The 21,498-nt window shown below is 53.2% G+C and carries 20 protein-coding genes and 4 pseudogenes; 17 read left to right on the forward strand and 7 right to left on the reverse strand.

The window, feature by feature from the left end; all coding sequences use genetic code 11:
- Positions 1-34: 34 nt before the first annotated feature.
- Both BLU75_RS15005 and BLU75_RS15010 read right to left on the reverse strand, forming a co-directional pair.
- Positions 35-1,336, reverse strand: coding sequence for an SLC13 family permease (locus BLU75_RS15005; RefSeq protein WP_084378932.1), 1,302 nt, complete (start codon positions 1,334-1,336; stop codon positions 35-37).
- A 27-nt stretch (positions 1,337-1,363) separates the two neighbouring features.
- Complete coding sequence (locus tag BLU75_RS15010) at positions 1,364-2,197, reverse strand: amidohydrolase family protein (protein WP_084378933.1); 834 nt, start codon at positions 2,195-2,197, stop codon at positions 1,364-1,366.
- Positions 2,198-2,409: 212 nt separating this feature from the next.
- On the opposite strand from BLU75_RS15010, the gene BLU75_RS15015 reads away from it, so the two are divergent.
- Positions 2,410-3,147: a GntR family transcriptional regulator gene (locus BLU75_RS15015; protein ID WP_084378934.1), complete on the forward strand. Its 738-nt coding sequence runs from the start codon at positions 2,410-2,412 to the stop codon at positions 3,145-3,147.
- On the opposite strand, the gene BLU75_RS27300 is transcribed toward BLU75_RS15015, so the two are convergent.
- Positions 3,129-3,284, reverse strand: a complete 156-nt coding sequence (locus BLU75_RS27300; protein WP_174580147.1) for a hypothetical protein — start codon at positions 3,282-3,284, stop codon at positions 3,129-3,131. The two genes, BLU75_RS15015 and BLU75_RS27300, sit on opposite strands and share 19 nt — an antisense overlap.
- A 174-nt stretch (positions 3,285-3,458) precedes the next feature.
- Between BLU75_RS27300 and BLU75_RS15020 the strand changes: the two genes are divergently transcribed.
- Positions 3,459-4,955, forward strand: coding sequence for a methyl-accepting chemotaxis protein (locus BLU75_RS15020; protein WP_084378935.1), 1,497 nt, complete (start codon positions 3,459-3,461; stop codon positions 4,953-4,955).
- 552 nt (positions 4,956-5,507) lie between these two features.
- Here the strand turns inward: BLU75_RS15020 and BLU75_RS15025 are convergent.
- Positions 5,508-6,211, reverse strand: a pseudogene (locus tag BLU75_RS15025) (lipase family protein); the annotation flags it as partial.
- A 163-nt stretch (positions 6,212-6,374) separates the two neighbouring features.
- Between BLU75_RS15025 and BLU75_RS15030 the strand changes: the two are divergent.
- The 9 genes and pseudogenes from BLU75_RS15030 (at position 6,375) to BLU75_RS15065 (ending at position 13,141) form a co-directional block, all read left to right on the forward strand.
- The gene (locus tag BLU75_RS15030) at positions 6,375-6,803 is read left to right on the forward strand and encodes a DUF2231 domain-containing protein (protein ID WP_084378936.1); all 429 of its coding nucleotides are present in this window, start codon (positions 6,375-6,377) and stop codon (positions 6,801-6,803) included.
- A complete protein-coding gene (locus tag BLU75_RS15035; protein WP_084378937.1) occupies positions 6,800-8,092 on the forward strand; it encodes a PQQ-dependent sugar dehydrogenase in 1,293 nt (430 codons plus the stop codon). Before BLU75_RS15030 ends, BLU75_RS15035 begins: the two co-directional genes overlap by 4 nt.
- Positions 8,093-8,204: 112 nt before the next feature.
- Positions 8,205-8,359 (forward strand): annotated as a pseudogene (locus BLU75_RS28320) (transposase); the annotation flags it as partial.
- Positions 8,349-8,866 (forward strand): annotated as a pseudogene (locus BLU75_RS28455) (IS110 family transposase); the annotation flags it as partial. The pseudogenes BLU75_RS28320 and BLU75_RS28455, both read left to right, overlap by 11 nt.
- Before the next feature lie 382 nt (positions 8,867-9,248).
- Entirely contained in the window at positions 9,249-10,493 is a 1,245-nt protein-coding gene (locus BLU75_RS15045) for a tyrosine-type recombinase/integrase (protein WP_084378938.1), read from the forward strand.
- A 186-nt stretch (positions 10,494-10,679) separates the two neighbouring features.
- A complete protein-coding gene (locus BLU75_RS15050; protein ID WP_172832077.1) occupies positions 10,680-10,952 on the forward strand; it encodes a hypothetical protein in 273 nt (90 codons plus the stop codon).
- A gap of 93 nt (positions 10,953-11,045) precedes the next feature.
- The gene (locus tag BLU75_RS15055; RefSeq protein WP_084378940.1) at positions 11,046-12,014 is read left to right on the forward strand and encodes a DUF932 domain-containing protein; all 969 of its coding nucleotides are present in this window, start codon (positions 11,046-11,048) and stop codon (positions 12,012-12,014) included.
- Between the two features lie 79 nt (positions 12,015-12,093).
- Positions 12,094-12,282 carry a hypothetical protein gene (locus BLU75_RS15060; protein WP_084378941.1) on the forward strand — a complete coding sequence of 63 codons (189 nt, stop codon included), beginning with the start codon at positions 12,094-12,096 and terminating at the stop codon, positions 12,280-12,282.
- A 136-nt stretch (positions 12,283-12,418) separates the two neighbouring features.
- Positions 12,419-13,141 carry a DUF5983 family protein gene (locus BLU75_RS15065; protein ID WP_084378942.1) on the forward strand — a complete coding sequence of 241 codons (723 nt, stop codon included), beginning with the start codon at positions 12,419-12,421 and terminating at the stop codon, positions 13,139-13,141.
- Positions 13,142-13,192: 51 nt separating this feature from the next.
- Here BLU75_RS15065 and BLU75_RS15070 read toward each other — a convergent pair whose 3' ends face one another.
- Complete coding sequence (locus BLU75_RS15070; RefSeq protein WP_084378943.1) at positions 13,193-13,438, reverse strand: helix-turn-helix domain-containing protein; 246 nt, start codon at positions 13,436-13,438, stop codon at positions 13,193-13,195.
- Between the two features lie 126 nt (positions 13,439-13,564).
- Between BLU75_RS15070 and BLU75_RS15075 the strand changes: the two genes are divergently transcribed.
- The 5 genes from BLU75_RS15075 to BLU75_RS27305 all read left to right on the forward strand — a co-directional run bounded on the left by BLU75_RS15075 (position 13,565) and on the right by BLU75_RS27305 (position 17,973).
- Positions 13,565-13,924 carry a hypothetical protein gene (locus tag BLU75_RS15075; protein WP_084378944.1) on the forward strand — a complete coding sequence of 120 codons (360 nt, stop codon included), beginning with the start codon at positions 13,565-13,567 and terminating at the stop codon, positions 13,922-13,924.
- A 70-nt stretch (positions 13,925-13,994) separates the two neighbouring features.
- Entirely contained in the window at positions 13,995-14,624 is a 630-nt protein-coding gene (pmrG, locus tag BLU75_RS15080; protein ID WP_084378945.1) for a lipopolysaccharide core heptose(II)-phosphate phosphatase PmrG, read from the forward strand.
- Positions 14,625-14,699: 75 nt separating this feature from the next.
- Positions 14,700-15,518 (forward strand): hypothetical protein, encoded by an 819-nt coding sequence (locus BLU75_RS15085; RefSeq protein ID WP_231982567.1) that lies wholly within the window; start codon positions 14,700-14,702, stop codon positions 15,516-15,518.
- 1,555 nt (positions 15,519-17,073) lie between these two features.
- The gene (locus tag BLU75_RS15090; protein WP_130909371.1) at positions 17,074-17,415 is read left to right on the forward strand and encodes a DUF4354 family protein; all 342 of its coding nucleotides are present in this window, start codon (positions 17,074-17,076) and stop codon (positions 17,413-17,415) included.
- Positions 17,416-17,664: 249 nt separating this feature from the next.
- Positions 17,665-17,973, forward strand: coding sequence for a hypothetical protein (locus BLU75_RS27305; protein ID WP_130909370.1), 309 nt, complete (start codon positions 17,665-17,667; stop codon positions 17,971-17,973).
- A gap of 539 nt (positions 17,974-18,512) precedes the next feature.
- On the opposite strand, the pseudogene BLU75_RS27905 reads toward BLU75_RS27305, so the two are convergent.
- Positions 18,513-18,685, reverse strand: a pseudogene (locus BLU75_RS27905) (transposase domain-containing protein); the annotation flags it as partial.
- Positions 18,686-19,163: 478 nt separating this feature from the next.
- On the opposite strand from BLU75_RS27905, the gene BLU75_RS27505 reads away from it, so the two are divergent.
- Positions 19,164-19,562 (forward strand): hypothetical protein, encoded by a 399-nt coding sequence (locus BLU75_RS27505; protein ID WP_084378948.1) that lies wholly within the window; start codon positions 19,164-19,166, stop codon positions 19,560-19,562.
- A 52-nt stretch (positions 19,563-19,614) separates the two neighbouring features.
- On the opposite strand, the gene BLU75_RS15100 is transcribed toward BLU75_RS27505, so the two are convergent.
- Positions 19,615-21,096, reverse strand: a complete 1,482-nt coding sequence (locus BLU75_RS15100) for a hypothetical protein (protein ID WP_084378949.1) — start codon at positions 21,094-21,096, stop codon at positions 19,615-19,617.
- Positions 21,097-21,498 lie beyond the last annotated feature (402 nt).

Genomic DNA, 21,498 nt, shown 5'->3' on the forward strand with positions numbered 1-21,498 from the left:
CCCGCTGCAATGCGCAGCAGGCCGTTGCAGACGATCAGTAGACGAACGTCAGGAACAGGTTAAAGATCAGCGCCGCGACAAACCCCACGGGTGCGGCACGAAACAATAACTGCGCAAAGAGCGAACTGCGGCTCTGCTCCGTGGAGCAGGAGCCGAGAATCAGGCTGCCACCTGAGGAGAACGGCGAGATTGAAGTGGCCTGGGCGCCCACCACGATGGCGATGAACAAGACCATCGGTTCAAGTCCCAACGCCGAAGCGATCGGCAGCACCATCGGGAACAGCGCCGGTGTCACCACCCCCAGCGTGCTGGAGAACAGTGACATGAACGCCGCCACCACACCGAAGACAATTGGCACCATGATCGTCGGGATGCTATTGCCCATCCACGACGCCAGCAAGCCAATGGTGCCCGCCTTGATCGCCACCGAAATCAGCATGCCCACACCACAGATCATGATCAGCGTGCTCCACGGCACCGACGCTATGGCTTTGCGCTCGTCACCGAGTTTAAGCAGCAGCGCGATCACCGAAAACAGACTGGCGACCAGGCCGATGTCCATCTTCGAATTGATGAAACTCACCGTCGCGTTGGCCGGAAAGATAAGTTGAGTGACCGGCGCCGCCAGTACGATGACCATCATCGCCAATGTCAGCCACAGGGTCATTCTCTGCTCACGGTTCAGCGGCTCGGGTTCGCTCACCACATAGACAGAGGCTTTCATCGCCTTGCCATGCCCGGTCAGGAAAACCAGGGCGCCAATCACCAGCAACGGAATCACCAGCGTACTGACGAAGATCCCTGCAGCGTAGAGAAAGGCGTCGTTTTCGCTAACGCCAGCGTTGACCATTAATCCACGGAAAATAATGCCGCTCTGGCTGGAAACAAAGTTGGCCCCGCTCAACGCGCCATAGTTTGCCGCCATCCCACCCACGATCAAGCTCATGCCGGTGCGCTCACAGAGGAGCAGCGTGATAGGCGCCATAAAGGCCAGCACCGTGTAGTAACCCGCCCCCATCGCCGAAATGGCTGTCGCGGTGAAAAACACGGCGAATGGCAACAACTGGGGCATGGAACGGCAGCGATAGATCAAATGCTCGGCCAGTTTCTCGAGCGTGCCGTTGACCGTGGCGAAGCTGTAAAACAGGCAGACCGAGAAGATGATAAAAAAGATCTTCAGCGGCCACATGCCAATGACCTCGGAGGGGCTGAGGCCCATGCCGAAACAGCCGATCAGGTAGGAAAAGGCAATGGCGAACAGACCAATGTTGATTTTGGTCTTGTAACCCAGGGCGACGGCGACAACGATTGCCGCGACGACGAGCAGGCTCATCATGATGGAAGTCCTATTGTTATTGATTGTTTAGCGGGAAACATCGAAGCCGAACAGCTTCGCCGGGTTATCCATCAGCACTTGGTCGCGCTCAGCCGCATCCGGCAGCAGTTCCTTGATGAAAGCGACTTGCCGGACATAGTCCGTCTGCTGTTCAAATTGGGTGTTAGGCCAATCGCTGCCCCAAAGCAGCCGCTGGATGCTACCGCTCGCTTCACGGATCTGTGCCAGCACCTGGGCTGCCTGGGCAAGATCGCACTGGCTACGGTAGGCCGCGGACAGTTTGAGCCAGACGCGCTCGTCTGCGAGCAATTGCAGAAAGGCCTTATGGTTGGGTTTCTCGATATCAATACCGCCACTCGGCAGGCCGAAGTGATCGATCACCACGGTGACGCCACACGCCGTGATGGCAGGCACAATCAGCGCTACGTCATCGATACCGCGCTGAATCTCGACCTGCCAGACTCGCACCGCCAGGCGCTTGAACAACGCGAGCCAGGCCGGACTGTTGTAGTCCATCAGCGTCTTACCGATAAGGTTCAGGCGGATCCCCACCACACCGGCCTCGGCCAATTCGTCCAACTGCGCTTCGCTGACATCGACATCGACAACTGCCACGGCACGCAGGCGCTGGGGATAACGGCGTAACGCATCCAGCATGAAATGATTGTCGGTCCCGAGAAAACTCGGCTGGATCAGCACGCCGTGCGACAGGCCGTTGCGATCAAGATGATCCAGGTATTGCTCCACCAAGGCATCGTAATGCGGGCTGTAGCGACGGCTGGCAACCATCGGCAGATCCTGGCGGAAGATGTGCGCGTGCGTATCCGCGCCGCGGGGGCTGAGCGGGTCAAGACTGGACATGAACAGATAACCTGGGTCGATTGTTGTGGTGGCTGACCACGTGCTGCATTCGCGGCCAGTCCCGAAAGACGTTGCCATGACGTGCGGCCACTTTTTGTAAATACATTTAGTCATATATATGAATGTATGACCATATAACCAGCGATGGATATCTGTCAAACACGTTGTTGGTGATAAAGTGATCCCGCCTGCCTGAACGGACTGCCTCTGTAATGACTACAACGACACTTGGATACGACGAGCGACTGCCGCTTTATCAGCGCCTACGGGAAGAAATGCTTGCCAAGATTGCCGCCGGCGAATGGTCCCCCGGCGCGCCCATTCCCACGGAGGCCGAGTTGACCAAGTTATACGGCGTGGCGATCGGCACCGTGCGCAAGGCGGTGGATACCCTGGTGAATGAAGGCTTGTTGTTGCGCAGCCAGGGCCGCGGCACGTTTGTCCGCCGGCCCAACTTCGATGCCTCGTTGGCGCGCTTTTTTCGGCAGGTCACTACCAGCGGCGGGCGTGAAATACCCACCAGCCGCATCCTCAGCAAGACGCTGCACACCCCGTCGCCAACGGTGGCTGGCGCATTAAGGCTGGAGGACGGTGAGCAAGTGCTGCGCATGGAGCGCCTGCGGATGGTCGAGGGACGCACGCTGTTTTATGAAGAAATCTGGCTTTCGGCCACACGCTTCAGCGCACTGCTGGACCTCGACTCCGAGCATTTCGGCGCCCTGCTCTACCCCTTATATGAAACGCAGTGCGGCCAATGCATCGCCTCGGCGAGCGAGACCCTCACGGTTGGCGAAGCCGACCCCGTCATCGCGCACATGCTGTCGATTGCCGAAGGTTCCCCGGTCGTCACCATTGAACGCACCGCGTCCGGGTATGACCGAAGCCCGCTGGAATACCGAATCTCCCGTGCCGCAGGTGAGGGGTTTCGGTATCAGATCGATATCTCCTGAGCGCGCAGAAACTCATCAATCAACGACACGACCTGCTGCTGGATCAACTCACGTGGACGAGCGGCGTCGCCATCCCGACAAATGCTGCCCTCGCCCGGCGAGCTGTCTTCGATCAGCGCCTGCGAGCGTGTTCGCACTCAGGCAGATCAAGAGCAGGGCGCGCAGCACTCCAATAGCGGTCTCTAAAGTCTCTTCCGGTGATGCCGATAACCGCTTTGCGTCCCTGAATCCAATAAAAACCAAGGACAACCGATTCGCTCCAGCCTGCCCCCTTCGCTTGAGTCCAGTTCGACCACATGGAGTAAGTGTGAATGCCCACTCGTACGCGTTTTTTCGAGCACTACCGCAAGGCCGACCGCATCATGCTGGCGCTGGTCTGGCTGATGTTCCTCTTCTCCCTCGGCCTGGCGTTCTGGCACGACACCTTGATTCAGTCCGCGCTCGTCGGCGGCGGCACCTGCGTGGTCCTGACTCTGTTGTACCGCGCCATCGGCGGCACCCGTCCGATGCGCTGCGTCCTGGGCGTTGGCCTGATGATCATGGCGGCCTTGCATATCAACCAGGCGCAGGGCGTGATCGAAGCGCACTTCGGCATTTTTGCGCTGCTGGCGGTGCTGACGTTTTATCGGGACTGGCTGCCGATCCTGGTGGCGGCGCTGACGATCGCGGTGCACCACGTGGTATTTCATGCACTGCAACACCAAGGTTTTCCGGTATTCGTGATGCAGCATCACGGCGGTTGGGCCATGATATTCGTGCATGCTTTATATGTGGTGATGGAGACCATCGCCCTGCTCTACCTCGCAGTACATGCCCAGAGCGAGGCGGTTGAAAGCCAGGAAATGCTCGAGAAAATGCTCGCCGTTACCACGCAACTCACGGTCGAGACCGCCAAGGGTGATCAGAGCCAGTTGCATGTGTCCCTTGCGCAGCGTTTCGATCATTTCCTGCAACAGATCACCGGCCTGATTGACGGCGTCGCGCGCGACTCTCACGGCCTCGGACAACTGGGCCAGGAACTGGCCAGCGCCAGCGGCACCCTGGAAAAAGGCGCTCGTCACCAACTGGCCGAAATTACCCAGATGACCGGTTCCATGCAGCGCATGGAAGATGCCATGGGCCATATCACCGTGCACGTCGAGCACGCCGTCGAACATGCCGGCCAAGCTACCCAGCAAATCCTGCGCGGCCAGGAAAGCGTCGGCCGCGCCCAACACGAAATCACCCAGTTGGCCTCACGGCTCAAAGGCACCAACCAGACCGTCCAAGGCCTGGCAGTACAAGCCGAACAGATCGGCTCGGTGCTGGAAGTGATCAGCAGCATCGCCAACCAGACCAACCTGCTGGCCCTCAACGCCGCCATCGAAGCCGCCCGCGCCGGCGAACAAGGCCGCGGCTTCGCGGTGGTCGCCGACGAAGTGCGCAGCCTGGCCCAACGCACCGCTGCCTCCACCCAGGAAATCAAAACCATCATCGAAGGCCTGCAACAAGGCAGCCGCGAAGCCGTCGAAGCCATGCACGACAGCCGCCAGGGTGTGGAGCGCTGTGTGGAAGACAGTCAACTGGCAGTCGAAATGCTCAAGGCCGTGGGCAACGACATCTCGCAGATCGACCAGTTAAATGGGCGGATTGTGACGACGACCCGGGAGCAGAGCGCGGCGAACCTGGAGATTGTCGGGAGGTTGCAATCGGTGCAGAGCATTGCGCAGAGCACGGCGCAGGATGTGGAGACGCTCGCGCGCAGCAGCGAGCGGTTGCCGCCGATAGCAGTGCGCCTGGATGCCTTGGGCAAGAGGTTTCACCAGTAATTCTGGAGAGAAGCGCTGACACCGTCCAATTTTCGATAACCCTGACACGCTGTGCTTCGAGCGTGTCACTTGAGGGCTTTTGGCGAGTGAGCTTCTAGGGTGAGAGAAAGGCTGTCAGTTCCTCGGGCGTACCTGTGACGCTTCTTTCAAGTAATCGAGAAATACAGACACACGGACGCTCAACAGGCGCCTCGATGGATAGAGCGCCCAAATCGCGACTTCCGGCCCGTTGTCAGAGCTCATCGCTCGACAAGAGTTGGATGCTGAGCAATTTGAGATGAACGCGAGGTGTTTTGGGCGCGAATAAGCCTCTCAGCGTGTTGCTGAGAGCTGTGTGGGCGTATTTCGCTCATCGTGATCGGATTCTCCACCCGATTGCGCGGAGGACTGGGTGCTTTCCAGCCCCTAGCAATTTGAGGGACACTCTGTTTGTGGGCATAAAGCTAGGCCATCGAATCAATATCCAAAAGGTAGGGCGCTCCGACAGTGTGCCCTCCCGTAATGGCTGCTATCGCCCGCTCATCATCGTCGGCTGCTGGCGGGTCATTGGGTCGGCATAAACTGTCGCAGTTTGCCGTGGTGAGCGTAGGGCTCGCCGAAGATGTTTATCATGCCCAACACAAACCATGACACCCCGACAGCCGGGCTCAGCACCGTAACGACACCCTGTGCGATGTACTCCCGCTTGGTGGACGTATTCATCCACGTCGACGGAACACTTGGTACCGGGTCGTTGTGATTGACTATGCGGTGGTGAATCAGGGGCTCAGCCCCCTCAACGAACACTTTGTCTCCGGCCCGTAGGTGTAAAGCACAATGTCATACCGCTCAGGACGCAGCCAGAGCATTTCAGACACTATCAAGGCAATCGCCCCGCCCAGGCTGTGCCCGGTGACGACCAGTTTTTGCCCGCCGTAAAATTTATCTAGATAACGCGTAACAAAAAGGTAGGCCGCCTTTGCCGCGTCATAAAATCCGCTGTGCACCTTGCCCGGCCCTTCATTAAAGGAGACTTGAGTCGCGTCCGCGTCACGCAATGCATCTGCCTTACCCGCGGTGCCCCGTATGGAGATTAGTATCTGCGCATCGTGGTGAGTGATGAAGGCTTGTGTATCAGTACCCTCGCCAGATGCGCTGTCGTCAAAAGCGTGAATGCGCGCTGGGCTTTCCTGCTTTTCACCCAGGCTTGGGCTATTAACTTCCGGGTAAAGTTCTGGATCGAAGGGCACTACCTCCAGGCGCTTGGAGTACGGCACAGGAAATGGTTCACGAGGAATCAGACTGAATCAGTGGCATCTCGGTAACTGGGTCAATTCAGCATCGGCGCCCACAGATATGCACAGTCCGCGCGAGTCTGATGGCTCTTTGCATCAGCACTGATGCTACAGTGTAGGGTCACTGAGCCATGAGGAACCTGCCGTGACCGTTACCACTCCCTCCACCTACCGATGTACGCCAAGTCCCCTCCACGCGATTTTTCTTGCTGGAGCTATTCCTCTATTCCTCGGCGCCTTGCTGAGTGACATCGCCTATTTCAGGACCTTTCAGATTCAGTGGAGCAATTTCGCCTCCTGGCTGATCGCCGGCGGCTTGGTGTTCTTCGGGGTTGCTCTACTGTTCGCACTGGCCAATCTGTTCCAGGCTAAGCACAAGGGTGGCCGGCCTCTGGTGTATTTGCTGCTGTTGTTAGTGAGCTGGGTGCTAGGCCTAATCAATGCCTTTGAGCATGCCAAAGATGCCTTTGCAATCATGCCCACAGGCTTGGTTCTGTCAGTCATCGTCACCTTGCTGGCTATCGTTGCAGCGTGGGTAGGCCTTACCAATCTGCGTTCGGGAGATGTGAAGTGAAGTATTCCAGCGCATTGACGACCATTAGCCTGGCATTGCTGTTGAGTGCCTGCGACAGCGAAAGAAACGGCGATCTATCTCTCGGCCCGGATCCTAAACTGCCGGAACAGCATCGCGGTCTCGTGCCCACTATGAAGATTGCCGAGCCGGCAGAGTGGGGTGACCGGAAGCCAACTGTGCCGCAGGGCTTCAGCATCACGGCGATTGCCACCGATCTGGGGATTCCGCGTCAGATCCTAGTGCTACCCAATGGCGACATTCTCGTGGCGGAAGGCCGTGGTGGCAGCGCCGCCAAGCTCAAACCCAAAGATGTGATCGCCGGTTACATCAAGGCGCAGGGCAACACCAAGGTCAAAGGTGGCAACCGCCTGACCTTGCTGCGCGATGCCGACGGTGACGGCAGCTACGAGCTGCAGACGGTGTTTGCCGAAAACCTCAACGCGCCTTACGGCCTGGCCTACGCGGATGGCAATCTGTACGTGGCCAACCAGGATGCGCTGGTGCGCTTCGCGTATGAAGACGGCCAAACCCAGGCCAGCGCCGCACCAACCAAAATCCTCGACTTGCCTTCGCAGATAAACCACCACTGGACCAAGGCGCTGGCCATCAGCCCCGATGGCCGTCAGCTATATGTTGCCATCGGTTCCAACAGCAACATCACCGAGCGCGGCATGGACGCTGAGGTTGATCGGGCTCAGGTCTGGCAGGTCGACGTCCAGACAGGCGCCTACAAGCCGTACGCAACCGGTCTGCGTAATCCGACAGCGTTGGCGATTCAGCCTGATTCCGGGCAGTTGTGGGCGGTGGTCAACGAGCGCGACGAGCTGGGGCCAGACCTAGTGCCAGACTACCTGACCTCGGTTCGCGAAGGTGGGTTCTACGGCTGGCCCTATAGCTATTGGGGGCAAAACGTCGATTCGCGCGCGCAGCCGCAGAAACCAGAGAAGGTGGCCGCTGCAATCAAGCCGGATTACAGTCTGGGCGCGCACGTGGCGGCGCTTGGCGTCGACTTCTCCGTCCCGGCCATGGGTGCGAAGTTTGCCGAGGGTGTCTTCGTTGGTGAGCACGGTAGCTGGAACCGCCCTGATCCGGTTGGCTACAAGGTGATCTTCGTGCCGTTCAGCAACGGGCGTCCGGCCGGTGAGGCGGTCGACTTCGCGACCGGCTTCCGTGGCGAAGACGGCAAAACTCGCGGGCGGCCGGTCGGTGTAACCGTCGACCCACGCGGTGCGCTTCTCATCGCGGACGACCTCGCAAACACGGTGTGGCGGGTAACGCGTAATCAGTGAAGCAGGAGGCACGGGCGGGCAATCCGCCCCGTGCATCAACCTGACAACGGAACCGGCCGCCCCCGGAAAGGTAGATATTCCCGGCCTATGCTTTATGTATAGGAGGAAGTCTATGAGCACTCAGCGATTTACCCCCGCAAGTCAAGGCGGAAGCCGTCAGACAGGTTATTGAACGAGGCTATTCTCGTCGCGGAAATTGCCGCACGCCTCGGCGTCTCTACTCACAGCCTTTACAAATTGGTGAGCGCCGCCCCCCCTGATAAATCTTGGCTCGCGCTTTCATGTTGTTGCCGTTCCCGCAGACCTCGCCAAAGAGGCCGTTCAAACCTTCAAAGCTTTCACCGCCGACCTTGAGCGCATGGCAACCTGGCTGACAACCCTCGGAATAACGACGGTCGCGATGGAATCGACAGGCGTTTACTGGATCTCGGTTTATGAAATATTGGAAGCCCATGGTCTTCATGGTCGTACTGGCCAATGCCCGAGATGCCGGCGCGGTGCCGGGACGCAAAACCGATGTGAATGATGCACAGTGGATACAACGGCTTCATTCTTGCGGTTAGCTTCGAGCTAGCTTTCGACCAGACCGGGAGATCTCGGCCTTACGACGCTATTTAAGGCTGCGAGAGCGTCATCTTGACTATGCGGTCGCGCATATTCAGCACATGCAAAAAAGCCCTTACACATATGAGCCTGCAACTGCACTAGGTCGTGGCGGATGTCACCGGAGTGACCGGAATGCGAATAATCCGTGCCATTGTGGCCGGCGAGCAACCCCATCAAGCGACCCGGTTACAACGATGCGCGCCAGATCGATGGGCGCTGCTGGACTACACCGCTTAGAAACGGTCGAAAAAATCAGCAATTGGTCGCAAAGCACTGAGCCATCCAGGGTCGGGGCCAAAGTATGGGCTGGGATTTTTTTAAGAAACGCAGATACGAAAAAGCCCTGAATAATCAGGGCTCTAACGTATAAATGTGGCGGTGAAGGAGTCCGCCCAATTAAAATCCACCAGAGACTCAACAAACCCTACAGCCCTTTATATCCCGGTACTTTTAAGCCTACCATCGTCTCAAGACACCCACCAACATTCGTCACCTTCCTAGCCTTTGTGGGGGAACAAATGGGGGGACAGAACAAATAAAGGATATTCCCATGGGAAAGCTAACCGCTAAGCAAATTGAAAATCTGACGACCCCAGGCACCTACGAAGACGGGGATGGCCTACGCCTCCTGATCAAGCCCAACGGGAAGAAGTATTGGGTACTGCGCTTTCAGCTCTCCGGAAAGCGGAGGGAGATGGGGCTAGGCACCTATCCCGCAATCGGTCTTAAGGAAGCTCGGCAAAACAGTAGTGATAAGCGCCGCTTACTGCGCGATGGTATTGACCCCTTACAGGCTCGTGACGATGAACGAGCGGCACAGGTGACCGCTGAGCTGCAACGTAAAAACAAAGCCATCACGTTCCGGGACGTGTCAGCCGATTACATAGAGGCTCATCGTGCTGGCTGGAAAAACGTCAAACACGCCCAGCAATGGACGAACACACTGGCTACTTACGCCGCTCCCGTCATCGGTGACATCGCCACCAACCAGATCACCACCGAGCACATCCTCGAAATTCTAAAACCCATCTGGGGCAGCAAAGCCGAAACAGCTAGCCGGGTTCGCAACAGAATCGAACTAGTGCTCGATGCCGCCAAAGCGCGTGGTCTGCGAGACGGTGAAAACCCAGCACGCTGGCGTGGACACCTAGACAAGCTGTTACCACCGAGTTCCAAGGCTAAACGTACCCAAAACCACCCGGCATTGCCTTACTCGGAGTTGGCTCGTTTCATACCGGCACTAGATAGTGTCGAAGGACAATCCGCCTGCGCACTCAAAATGACGATCCTCACTGCGTGCCGAACCAGCGAGGTTCTTGAAGCCGACTGGAGTGAGGTTGATTTGAAAACCAAACTATGGACGATTCCAGCGGTACGAATGAAAGCGGGAAAAATTCATACCGTTCCACTATCGGATGCGCTAATCGCACTGCTCGAAGCTCTCCCCCGAATCAAAGGTAGCTCGTTGCTGTTTCCAGGGGCTCGTAAAGGGCGCCCCATTAGCAATATGGCCATGTTAATGACGTTACGTCGCATGGATCAAAGGGACCTGGAGAATGGAGGCAAGGGTTGGCGCGATAGCAATGACAAAGTCATTACTGCTCACGGGTTTCGCAGCACATTCAGGGATTGGGCTGCTGAATGTACACCCCATGCACGCGAAGTTTGCGAGATGGCTTTGGCTCACGTTGTCGCAAACGGTGCCGAGGCAGCCTACTGGCGCAGCGATTTGCTGGAAAAGCGCCGTGTACTGATGGCTGATTGGGCCGACTATATAACCCTCAAGGTGAATTGATCAGCCACTGCGGAGTAATTTCTGACCCCTCATAGGAGGAGATAGGCGGCGCAAGGCCGTTCGATTCAATTGAAAAATAATTCAGTCCTACATCACCGTAATGACATCCCTACCATAGAGTTTCAAACCATGTCATTGCAGTGTCCTCGCTGTAACTCTCCCAAAATCGCCTCGCTCCATCGGGCTATGAAAATTGGCGCGGCCATTGGCACCATAGGCGGCGCTGCTCGTGGCGCCAGCGCCGCACTTGCTGGCAGTCAGGCGGGTGCGCTCATCGGCGCTATCGCCGGACCTGTCGGCATAACCTTCGGTTCGGTATCAGGCGCAATCCTCGGAGGCCTGGCCGGCGCTGTCGGCGGCTGTGCGCTCGGCGCCCAATTGGGTGAATCGCTAGATCGCCATGTACTCGCCCACAACCTCTGCCTGATCTGTGGGCATCGCTTCAATCTACCGGTTTAACCCTCCTACTCCTCCCCCTCTTTTCATCTCCGTCCGGACAGTGTTGCGCGGTGCGCAGCCTTATGCCGGCTTGCACCCTAAGGAATCGTAATCATGGCTCATCACATCGATCAAATGGCCTACGTCGGGCAAACACCATGGCATGGCCTCGGCTCCGCCCTTTCACCAAAACAACCTCTTGAAATATGGCAGCGCGAAGCTGGGATGGATTGGCAGATTCAAGAAAGCCCCGTGAATTTCAAAGCCGACGCTATCGGCCATCTAGGCAGCATTCACTCGTTCCCCGAACAGAAGGTGTTGTACCGCTCCGACACCAAAGCACCTCTGTCAGTGGTCTCTAACCGCTATCAGGTGGTCCAGCCTCGCGAAGTCTTGGAGTTTTACCGAGATCTGACGGAGGTGTCTGGCTACGAGCTGGAAACCGCTGGCGTATTGAAGGGTGGTAAGAAGTTCTGGGCACTGGCGCGTACCGGACAATCGGCTGAGCTGAAAGGCAATGATCAAGTAAACGGCTATCTGCTACTGGCCACTTCCTGCGACGGCACGTTAGCAACGACCGCGACACCCACTACCGTTCGCGTGGTCTGCAATAACACACTGACCATCTCCCTGAACGGTGCCGCCCACGCCATCAAGGTTCCACACAGCACGCGGTTTAATCCACAGACCGTCAAGAAGCAGTTGGGCATCGCCGTCTCGCAATGGGACGAATTTATGTACCGGATGCGCACGCTCAGCGAACGTAAGATCCAGTGGCCTGAGGCCATGAGCTTCTTTATGGACGTGTTGTGCGACACCCACGCCCATGACCCGATCCCCGCTGTACTACCCAACAAGCGAGCAATGGAGAAGGTACAAAGCCTGTATGAAGGTAAAGGCCGCGGATCTGACCTGGAGTCCGCGCGCGGCACCGCGTGGGGCCTTTTAAACGCCGTGACCGAGTATGTCGACCACGAACGGCGAGCGCGCAGCAGTGAGTACCGCATGGACTCAGCCTGGTTCGGGCAAGGGGCGCAGATAAAACAACGCGCCCTGAGCACAGCCCTAAAACTGGTCGCCTGACTGCTGACAACTTTCAACCCGTCGCGCCTGATCAGCATCGTTGGTGATCAGGCATTTCTCTTTTCTGAGGAAAACATCCATGACCCTGTTGCGTTTCATTGGCTTATTTTTCGTGTTTGTTGGTGTGCTGGCCAGTTGCGCGTTCACGGTAGCGCTACTGGTACTCATGCTGCGTTTCTGGCCAGCGCTATTGATCGTAATCCTGGCGATCACTCTGTTCGGCGCCCTCCTTAAGCAAGTCGGTATCCGGATCACTGCCCGTACCTGAGCGGGCATAAACGGGAGCTCACCTGGGCTCCCGTTCACGTCTGTTCCCTACTACTCATCACTCATTGCGCAAGGAACGCCTGACGCTCCTCGCATACGTTTCTAAATCGCTGAAGAACCTGCCATAGGAGAATGCCTTGTCACAAACCAACCCCTTTTTTCGTGGGTACAGCGCGCTATCGATCGAGCGGGTGCTACAGATCACCTACGAGGGTGATTGCCAACCCTATCATCGCCGGCTGCATCCCTCCCAGGCTCATCTACCTGACGAGGCCCTACGCTGCTTTCCCTGCGCGTTTAATGACGAGTTCGCCCTCATCACACACAGTCAGCCCGTCGATGACACGCTGCTAAATCAGCATCCCAATGCCGCCCTGGTGCATAACGTCCTCTACACGATCTACTCGGATGAACACGGACAATCCCACCTCATCGGCGACCAGTACTCACTTAAATCCGCACAGCACATCGTACGGCGCCTGTCCTTTCTGACAGGGCATTACAGCCGCTGCTGGGAGATCAGCAGTGCTCACCTCTCTGAGAAAGCACTGGACGAGATCCATTGGATGGTCAGCCTGGACAACTCCCACAGGCTGTCGGGGCTGCTGGTGGAGTTCTTTCATCTACCACGCTATCAGGGCGTTTGCTGCAAGCTGATCAGCACGCCCTGGACGGACCAGAACTTGCAGAGCCACAGCACGACGCCCACTCAGCTACGCCAAGAACAGATCAAGGGAGGGCTGCCAGTCGAAGTGATCGAGCTCCTGCATCTGGCCGCCCAGGCCGATATCCGCTTCTTGATCTTCGATCCTGATGCTGCACCTTTAGAAGGCCTGCCATTAGTCACACCGGAAACCTGAGCAGCCCCCGGCTCAACAGGCGTTTTTATGTCCGCAAACCTATGGACAAAATCACAAGCCTGCCTCGAAAAGCAAATCTGACGGCTTGCATCGCAGCGCAGTCGCAATTCGAAGAATGTTCAAAAAAGTAACATTTCTCTCCCCCCGCTCAATTTTCCCCATGTGGGAACGATCAATCCCAGCAGCATCTGCCAAGGCTTCTTGCGACAGCATATGTCCTAGTCGCCGCGCACGTACTACCGCACCAAGCGCTACCAGGTCACCGTCTTTATCGTGGTTTGCAGAGATTCTTGCCATGACGAAAATCGTCGCGCTATGATGCCTTCACGACCACGGCATTTACGACCCTTTTCTAGCATTTCTACGCCATTTGGCAGGGCTAGCAAAAGGTATTCCTACTCCTGAAACAGAGAATCTGAAAATATGTCTATATCAACAGTAAATGGGTTAAACGAATCTCAAATTGAAACTTTTTTAAAGGCCAAAAAATCCTTTGAAGTTATAGGATTACGCGGCCAATTCACTAAAAGCGTAGCCATTATCGAAAGACAGATAGAGAGCCTAGATTTAAAGTGCCGAGTAAAAGTCGATATGAAAGGTGCTATCGCTCAAGGCGGTATATTGGGCACTGTCATTGGAGTTGCTTCTCTGCCTGTTGGGGTTGCCTTAGCCGCTGCGGCTACTGTCGCTAGCGCTGGCCACACTCTAGCGACCTACAACCCCGACTACGAAATCATAAAAGACTACGTCAATAAAAAACTGAAAGTCATATACAAAAAATAGCACGCCATCACTCTGCACTCTTGCGCACATCCTAAACGCTTAATAAAACCACACGCAATGGACGCTGCAAATGATAAATACCAGCCTATCAAAAGCAATACTAATCGTTGGCTTTATAGGAGCGATACTCTTTGTTTACGAGGCCTTTACGAGAAACGCCGTAGAAAACCTAGACTCAAATAAAAAACTAACCGACTCAGGACTTTCTGAAGACTGGAAAAGTGGAAATATTATTTTGTTGATCCGGCACGAAGAGCGCTGTGATCGATCAAGCAACCCGTGTTTAGGCCCAGATAATGGAATCACAGTATCCGGAAGCGAGAGGGCAAAAGAAGCAGGCATTCGTTTAAAAACATATTTCAAATTAGACAACACTGACATTTTCACCAGCCCAATGACTAGAACAGTTCAAACATCCGACGTTATGCTAGGCAAAGCAAGCCTGCTATCCGACAGAGAGGCTATTTGTGGAAGTGACATCATTGACAAACTGCTCAAACACAAGACCGCCAACAGAAACCTAATAGTAGTGACCCACAACACCTGCATGAAGGATTTAATAAGAACCAGCGGACACAAGCATTCATGGAGCCCTGAATATGGGAGCCTACTATTTGCAAAAACAACAAGCAAAAATGAAATACAGATTGTCGGCAAATTAAATCCTGACGATTTCCCTAAACACCCACCGCAGATTTAAACCTCAAATCCTGTTACAAAAAAACCTACAACTGAGTCCAGTGTTATCATCCCGAACACCACCGAGCTTAATACATTGAACATAAAATCATTTGCACTCAAAGCGGCAGGCTGTCTGGCGCTTGCATTTTCATTGAACGCCCAAGCAGAAGTCGACTACGGCCACATGTACTCACCGATGCTACCCAATGAACAAACGATGAACGATTTACCTTATGCAATCCCCTGTGCGGAGGCCAAAAATCAGTATGGGCCGAAATTTTACCGCTGCACTTGGTATACCCGTCCGAGAAATATTACTCAGTGGAATACACAACAGCAGCGCAACGTTACCTTCAGCAATCACATCAGCGGTAGATGCGTGCGCGGCACCTGTCGTGCGTCCAATGGGTCAGGTATCTATGGCATGTACGGTCAAGACCTCAGCTTTATTCTGTCCATTTACTACTACATCTATGAAAGCGAGGATGGTTATCCGATTGCCTATCGCATGGATGGTGGGCCAAACAAGAAGGGGAAAGAGGTTACTTACTCTCAAGCCCGTACGACGCTTCAGGACTTCTTGCTCGATCACGGCATCAGCAAAACGAGTGCAAAAGACGCTATTGCCGCCTACTCATTGGATGCGCATGCAATGAATGATTCATCAGTGGATGACGAACCACAGACCGAAAAGACACCCATGACAAAACCAACAAAAAACATCGACGTAAAGGAAGCCTGGTGCAACCCGCGCGCAGACGATGAATGCACCATCAATGGCAAAAAAGTGCCCAGGGCGGAGCTTAAGCAATACCTGCCAGCTGCCTACGAACTAGAAGTGCTCAATGCAGGAGGACACTGCGAGTATCCAATTTGCTATGATAAAAATGATAAACCGATTGGAATCAACTAACATTAAGGCAAATTTCAATCCATGGCTATTTTCCACTGGTAAATATTAGAGACTGGAGCAGTTGTAGTTCATACGCACGTTTGCAACTCTTTGCTAAAACTGCAACACGAAATATCTGATCAAGAGAGCCCAACGAAAGATATCTCATCTCGAGAATGATCCCTGCTCGGCCTTAAAGTTCATTATGCCATCACGAGAAGATCGCTACGCATGCACGCCAATACGGCAAAAAGAGGCATGCAGCGCACTTGTTTGCCCAGTTGTCCTCGCTTCAAAGCGATATCATCGCTCAATTAGTAATCGAATCGCCTCAGCGTCCAGCTGCCACCACAGCTTTATGTTGCGCTGACCTTGCAACAAGCATCGAAATGCCGTGTCTAAAATGCCGTTAGTTGAGTTGGTCCATCTACAGTCCAAATTCAGTATCGCGATAATTTTTCCGGATCTGCGAGAGATTGTCGAATCTGTAATATTTATCTTTACCTGGCGCAGATTGTTTAATTGTTTTGACATATAACTGCAGTTATCACAACGCTATAGTGCGTCGGGCCTCAGCATCGGGTGATAAGCGCCATTCAAACCTCAGCACCTGCCTCCCCCTAGCCACCCTGGCAAGCTTTCAAGTTGCGCTACATCTTTGCAAGCAGAGAAAAGATTAGAAGGATAAATTGCGAAATGAGGCCATTGAGGCTTTGGTAAGACGTGGTCGTAATCATTGGTTTCGTGCTGGTCAGCCCTTTTCCCCAAGTGGTCCAGCCCAGTGTGGACGGACGCCGTGAGCTGCCTGTAATCGCCGTCATAACTCCTGGCCTTGATCTTCTCAAAAAAATACTTTGCCGCTCCTGCGGTTATGATTTGGCCGGAGTAATCGGACTTGAGCGCCCGCTCTGTCGTCTTTATAGAAGGGGTAAGCTAGTTGAAAGTTGCGCAAAAAAGTTGGTACGCTGCTGAATGGTTTCCGAAGTTCTGGCCCAATATCGGGTGGTGCTTATCGAAAGCCCGGTACGCTCAGCTATCTGATACAGCAAAGCCCGTCGCGGAAGTACATCCGCCGGACTTTACCAAAGATTTCCATCCCAATCTACCTTTGTTCAGCTATCCAAAAAGTGAGCAGATGCAGTTGAACACTTGGGTCAGTTTAGGTCAGATGGCAACCCTCCCCTACCACATACAATGCCTACATCTGCACAGGGATGCCAGTCTAGATCTAGAACTTAATTAAGTATAAAATCACACTCAACCAATCTTCAACCTCCTATTCAACATAAAGCGCATCTAACAAATCGATTACTAGGCGGAAGTACGCATGGTCTTTCGAACGCCTTAAGTCGCCGCATAAATATTATAATCAACGATTGATCCAACCAGAAAAGCTATCACACCCATCACTCACATCACACCAATTGATTGTTTCACTATAAAAGATAGATAAACAAAGAAAGAAAAAACAGAATTCATACTAGGAAAATCAATAAGCATCTACTTTATTGATACTTTTATTTTTCCTGACAGAATGATATAATACGTGTATAGCAAACAAAAAGGCGCCGAGAAAATGAAAAAATCATATGCCAATTTAGTATTAATGGCTACTGCTCAAGAAAATTCAACCTTTACAATCAGAGGTGAGTTCTATAATGCACGGAAATTCAATGTTTCCATATTAAACAAAGGCGATCTTTCTGTTTCTTTTGAAGGAGATACTCAATTCGTTCTTTTAGGAAAAAACCTAGATCGTTATGAAATGTATGAGTTTAGCGCGAAGCTTTTCTCCACTATAGATCCCTACATGGAATCTACAGGTGAGGTATTTTTCATTTCGAAAAATGAAGAAATTTATACTGCGTCATTTATAACTATAGAAACCGAAGCCACTAAGAATTTGAGCATCATATAATCCAATCTTAACTTTATTGCAATCCCACAGTCGGACAATAGAGTCACAGAGCACTAATCCAAAATAGCCTTCTGGCAGATAAGTATTGGCAATACTCTAAAATCATCAACATCCAAGCACAGTGGCAGCAACAAACTATAGACGCTCGCACTAAAAGCAATTGAGCGAGAGCCAAACACGCTTGATTGCTCAGAAGGCACCATTGGATTAGCCATGGAGATCGCGTAGCCTATTAGATACACGTTTTCAATGCATCTTTTTTTAGAAATTCCTTTTCATATCCAATTAAAAACAAAAACCAACACTTATCCATTACTGATGGATATTTGTGATTTTTTCTATCTGAATGATTCTGCACCGACCAAAACGTTTAAAAAAGGAATAAACGGAGTGCCCGCTTCACATCTAGATGTGACCAAACGTCTGCCTCTGCATCCGATCGCTTCCTCAGACGCTATACGCAAGCCCAGCCCTAAATCTTCGTCACTGCCAAACTCAGCGAAACGCGTAGAGGCTGAAAAGTCTGATTCCAATGGTGTTGGCATTTTTAGACATTGATTCAATACCCTCACTGTCCCGCATGCATGCAGTCAAACCAACATGACGCACTCTAACCGTAAGTGACTGCATTACATATAGGATTAATAAGAGCCCACCAACCTACCAAAGTTACAGCAGATAAATTTTCAGATCAAAAAACAATGATCACCCTTAACTGCAGAAGGGCTTAAATTTATTTTAACTTAAAGCTTCAACATAACCACCATTAAAACCATTACAGACTTCTTACTTAATAGCAATACCACCACCTAAACCTCGATTAGAGAATTAAAGCAGACCCTCTATTAACTCAGCAAAGTCTATAATGCTTGAGGCGAAGAGAGTTTTGTATCCGAGCTAAATCGCCCCAGTATAGAATTAACGTAAGTACCCACTCTCAGGTCTCCCTCCTGCCGGCGGTGACAGCAATTCATTAACCGAGCCGCGCGGGAGAACCACCATGGCGGTGATCAGCGGCTCGCAGGCAACTTCTTCCCGACCCAAGATCGATTGTAAGCGCTCCACAAGCGCTATCTAGCCAAAGGTGAGCGGCGAGTTTAGGGATGCGGCTGACGCGTGCAGTTCCACGGCAGCAACGCTTCGTAATCTTCAACTTACGTCGCGCCAATGGTAGCAGTCCTAATGCATGGTGCCGCCGCGCATAGGGCTCTTGACCGTTGACCTTGACGGTGCCGACTAAGCTGTATATTTTAACACCGGCTGTGGCGCCTTATAGTCCACAAGCTTAAAGGTATAGGGTAACGGCAGGCTCTTTCGGCTTTGGCTCCGGGATACATAATAAGGGGCGAAAGTTTGAAAGAAATTGGGAGCGCACCGTAGTGATTAGGCAAGCACTTTCAAAAGCGGGTTGTGGATCCCTGACGGATCTTTCCAAACCAATTTTCAGCGCAATAATATATACGCTACCGATTACCCGGCGAAACTCTCAGCTCGATCTCCGCCCCCCCCCCTAAGTGATAAGTTCGTCGATGAACACACGCATAAAGCTCTTGCCCACGCCATTGCCCTGAAACTCAGGAAATACGATTACATCTGAAAGAAAAAATCGAATCTAGCCGTTATGAATCCCGAGCCGAGGCGATGCATCCGCTCAGGGACGGAGAGCTGGAATTGCGGGTCGAGGTTAACAGCTTCGATCGGACCCAGCAGGAACTGTCAATACTGACGCCTATGTATACGCCCAGTCGATGCTGGTGACGCGCAGTGGCACCAGCAAGGTGTTGGCGCCTGACCTGACTGGGAACCGCCTTGCCATCGTTGGTCACTTTCTGCCGAGATATGCGATCATAGCGAACTACCCCAGATTGCGCTACGGCTTCACACATCGGCGCAAAGCGATATTGGCGCGGTGGCGTTCAATCAGGCGGATGCTTATCTGGGAGATGCCGTCAGATACTCACTATCTGGTTGGCAAATACTTCCTCAATGAGGTCTACCTGACGATGTTGTCGGGAGTGCTCGACCAACTACCACGTGGCCGCGCCTATTGGCACGGCCAGGCGATTTACAAACAGGAGAACACGGGGGTGATCAGCAGTTTTTGGTCGGCTCTAGAATATGACCTTAGAGCGTACCTTTCTAGCTAGGCCTTCGCCATCATCGCCTCTTAACCTCCTCCCCTCGTAACCGTAAGTGTGGTCAGCCCCCCCAAGCCGTTCTACCTTCGGAGTGGTTTTCAATTGTAGGTTTTGATCCCCACCATGCAAAGCTCGTCGGCTTCGTAAGGCCTCCATCCATTAGCAAATGCCCACGCCCTGATCGCCGGGAAATTAAGTTTGTATTTTTATTGTCGGCGACACTCACATACTTTTCAATTAGCTGTTCGATGCGGTCGTCTTCCCATTGGTTTAATTTAGCGAGAAATTCTGGCGGGAGCGAGCCTTCCTCGGGAAAGTCCATTTGCAACAAGTCAGGTAGGTATTTTTGCAGAGACGTGGTTCCACCCGAGGCGGCATTCAATGCACGGTCTAACTCAGCCCAGAACGTAGCTCCCTGACGATAAGCAAGCGCCGTCAACTGATGCTCATCAACCTTATCCCCGATAAACCTGTACTTAACTGGCCTGCTTGGGTCAATAAAGTACCGGGCCAGCTTTTCACCCGCTATATCGTTGGGAATGGCATGTTGCATCGCCCGTAACCCGTAGTAATGGGCGATGCTCTCATTTATCCAAGTGGGCATACTGGGCCTATTTCCTCGCAGGGCATCCGCCAGTTGATGAAATTGTTCGTGCGCGAGAATCATGAGGGTAGTGGCTAAATGCTCAGACGCATTCTCTTCATCGTTCATGAGGTAATTTGCCAGAAAGCTCCTACTCCCTGCGGCACCACCTGCGCCCCCCTTGTACGCGTCTACACCGATCCACACAACTAATAACGATCGATCTTTTTCCGGTACCAATTTATCGGCGAATATAACGCTAGTGAGGTAATGCAAAACTTGCGAATGCAAAGATAGCAGTCCCAATCCGTGCACGCGCTGCCAGTTGTCAGCCACGTAGTGAACAGTAAAGTCGCCAATACGCTGATGCTCGACTTCAGGTGCGCCCACAACGAAAAACTCTGGAGCGTTGTTTCCGCCCGGGATTCGCCACCCTCCGGTTTTCATGGGCGTAGCACCGAGCAATTTCGTGCTGGCACTGGCCGGCCGCAGAATGTTACTTTGAGAATTAGGTTCGATAATGCGCAGTAATGAAGTCGGTTCGGACAGCAAAATCCATTTTCCTTGATTCATTGACGTACTTGTCTGAGCGGAGACCTCGTATGTACCATCCGGCATCATAGGCGGGCTGATCGTCCATATCACACGCTGGCACGCCGGCGGTACGATCCAATTACCATCTTCATCTTTCGCGAGCGGTTCTTCACCGCTGTCGCAATGCGGTAATTCAACCTGTTCTTTAAGGCCCCAAGATACACCACGGGCGCTGAGCTTTCGAAATGAAGCCCCATCGCTAGGCGGGAGCACGTAAGTCATTTCCAGTACAGAAGGCTTACCCTGTGGTTGCCGAACTGTGTATCCATTCTCAGCACATGCCATCGCACCAAAGCAACAGAGGGCTGGTACCATCAGAACTGGGAATAAAGCTGCAAAGGTTAGATTTTTATTTATGAGAAACATTTGATAGATCTCCAAGTATTCAGGTGCATTGACAGTATATTAACCAAATGCGCACACGGTGGGTGACGGGCTAATAAAGCTACGTGGGGATGCGATTGCTGGCAGAACTTCATAGTTAATAATCACACCATGCAGCTTGAAGCCGACTTTAGCCGCGGGCGCCCCTCTTTCACCACTCGCTTCCGATATTGTTTCCTCGTAGTAATCGGCTCCCGAATCTTGATAGTCATCCCAGAAAAGCGCATGGGACTTTAGAACAGCGGCAGAATCTTACGGGCTGCAGCTGTGACAGCCTTGGGTTCATCATCAAATCTCTTGCATCCGAATATGGTTACGGCCGTTATAATTACCCATCTGTCACGATGATATACGCGGCCCGATTAGAACAAATTCGGAAGTCCC

Source organism: Pseudomonas mucidolens (genome assembly GCF_900106045.1).
Classification (GTDB): Bacteria; Pseudomonadota; Gammaproteobacteria; order Pseudomonadales; family Pseudomonadaceae; genus Aquipseudomonas; species Aquipseudomonas mucidolens.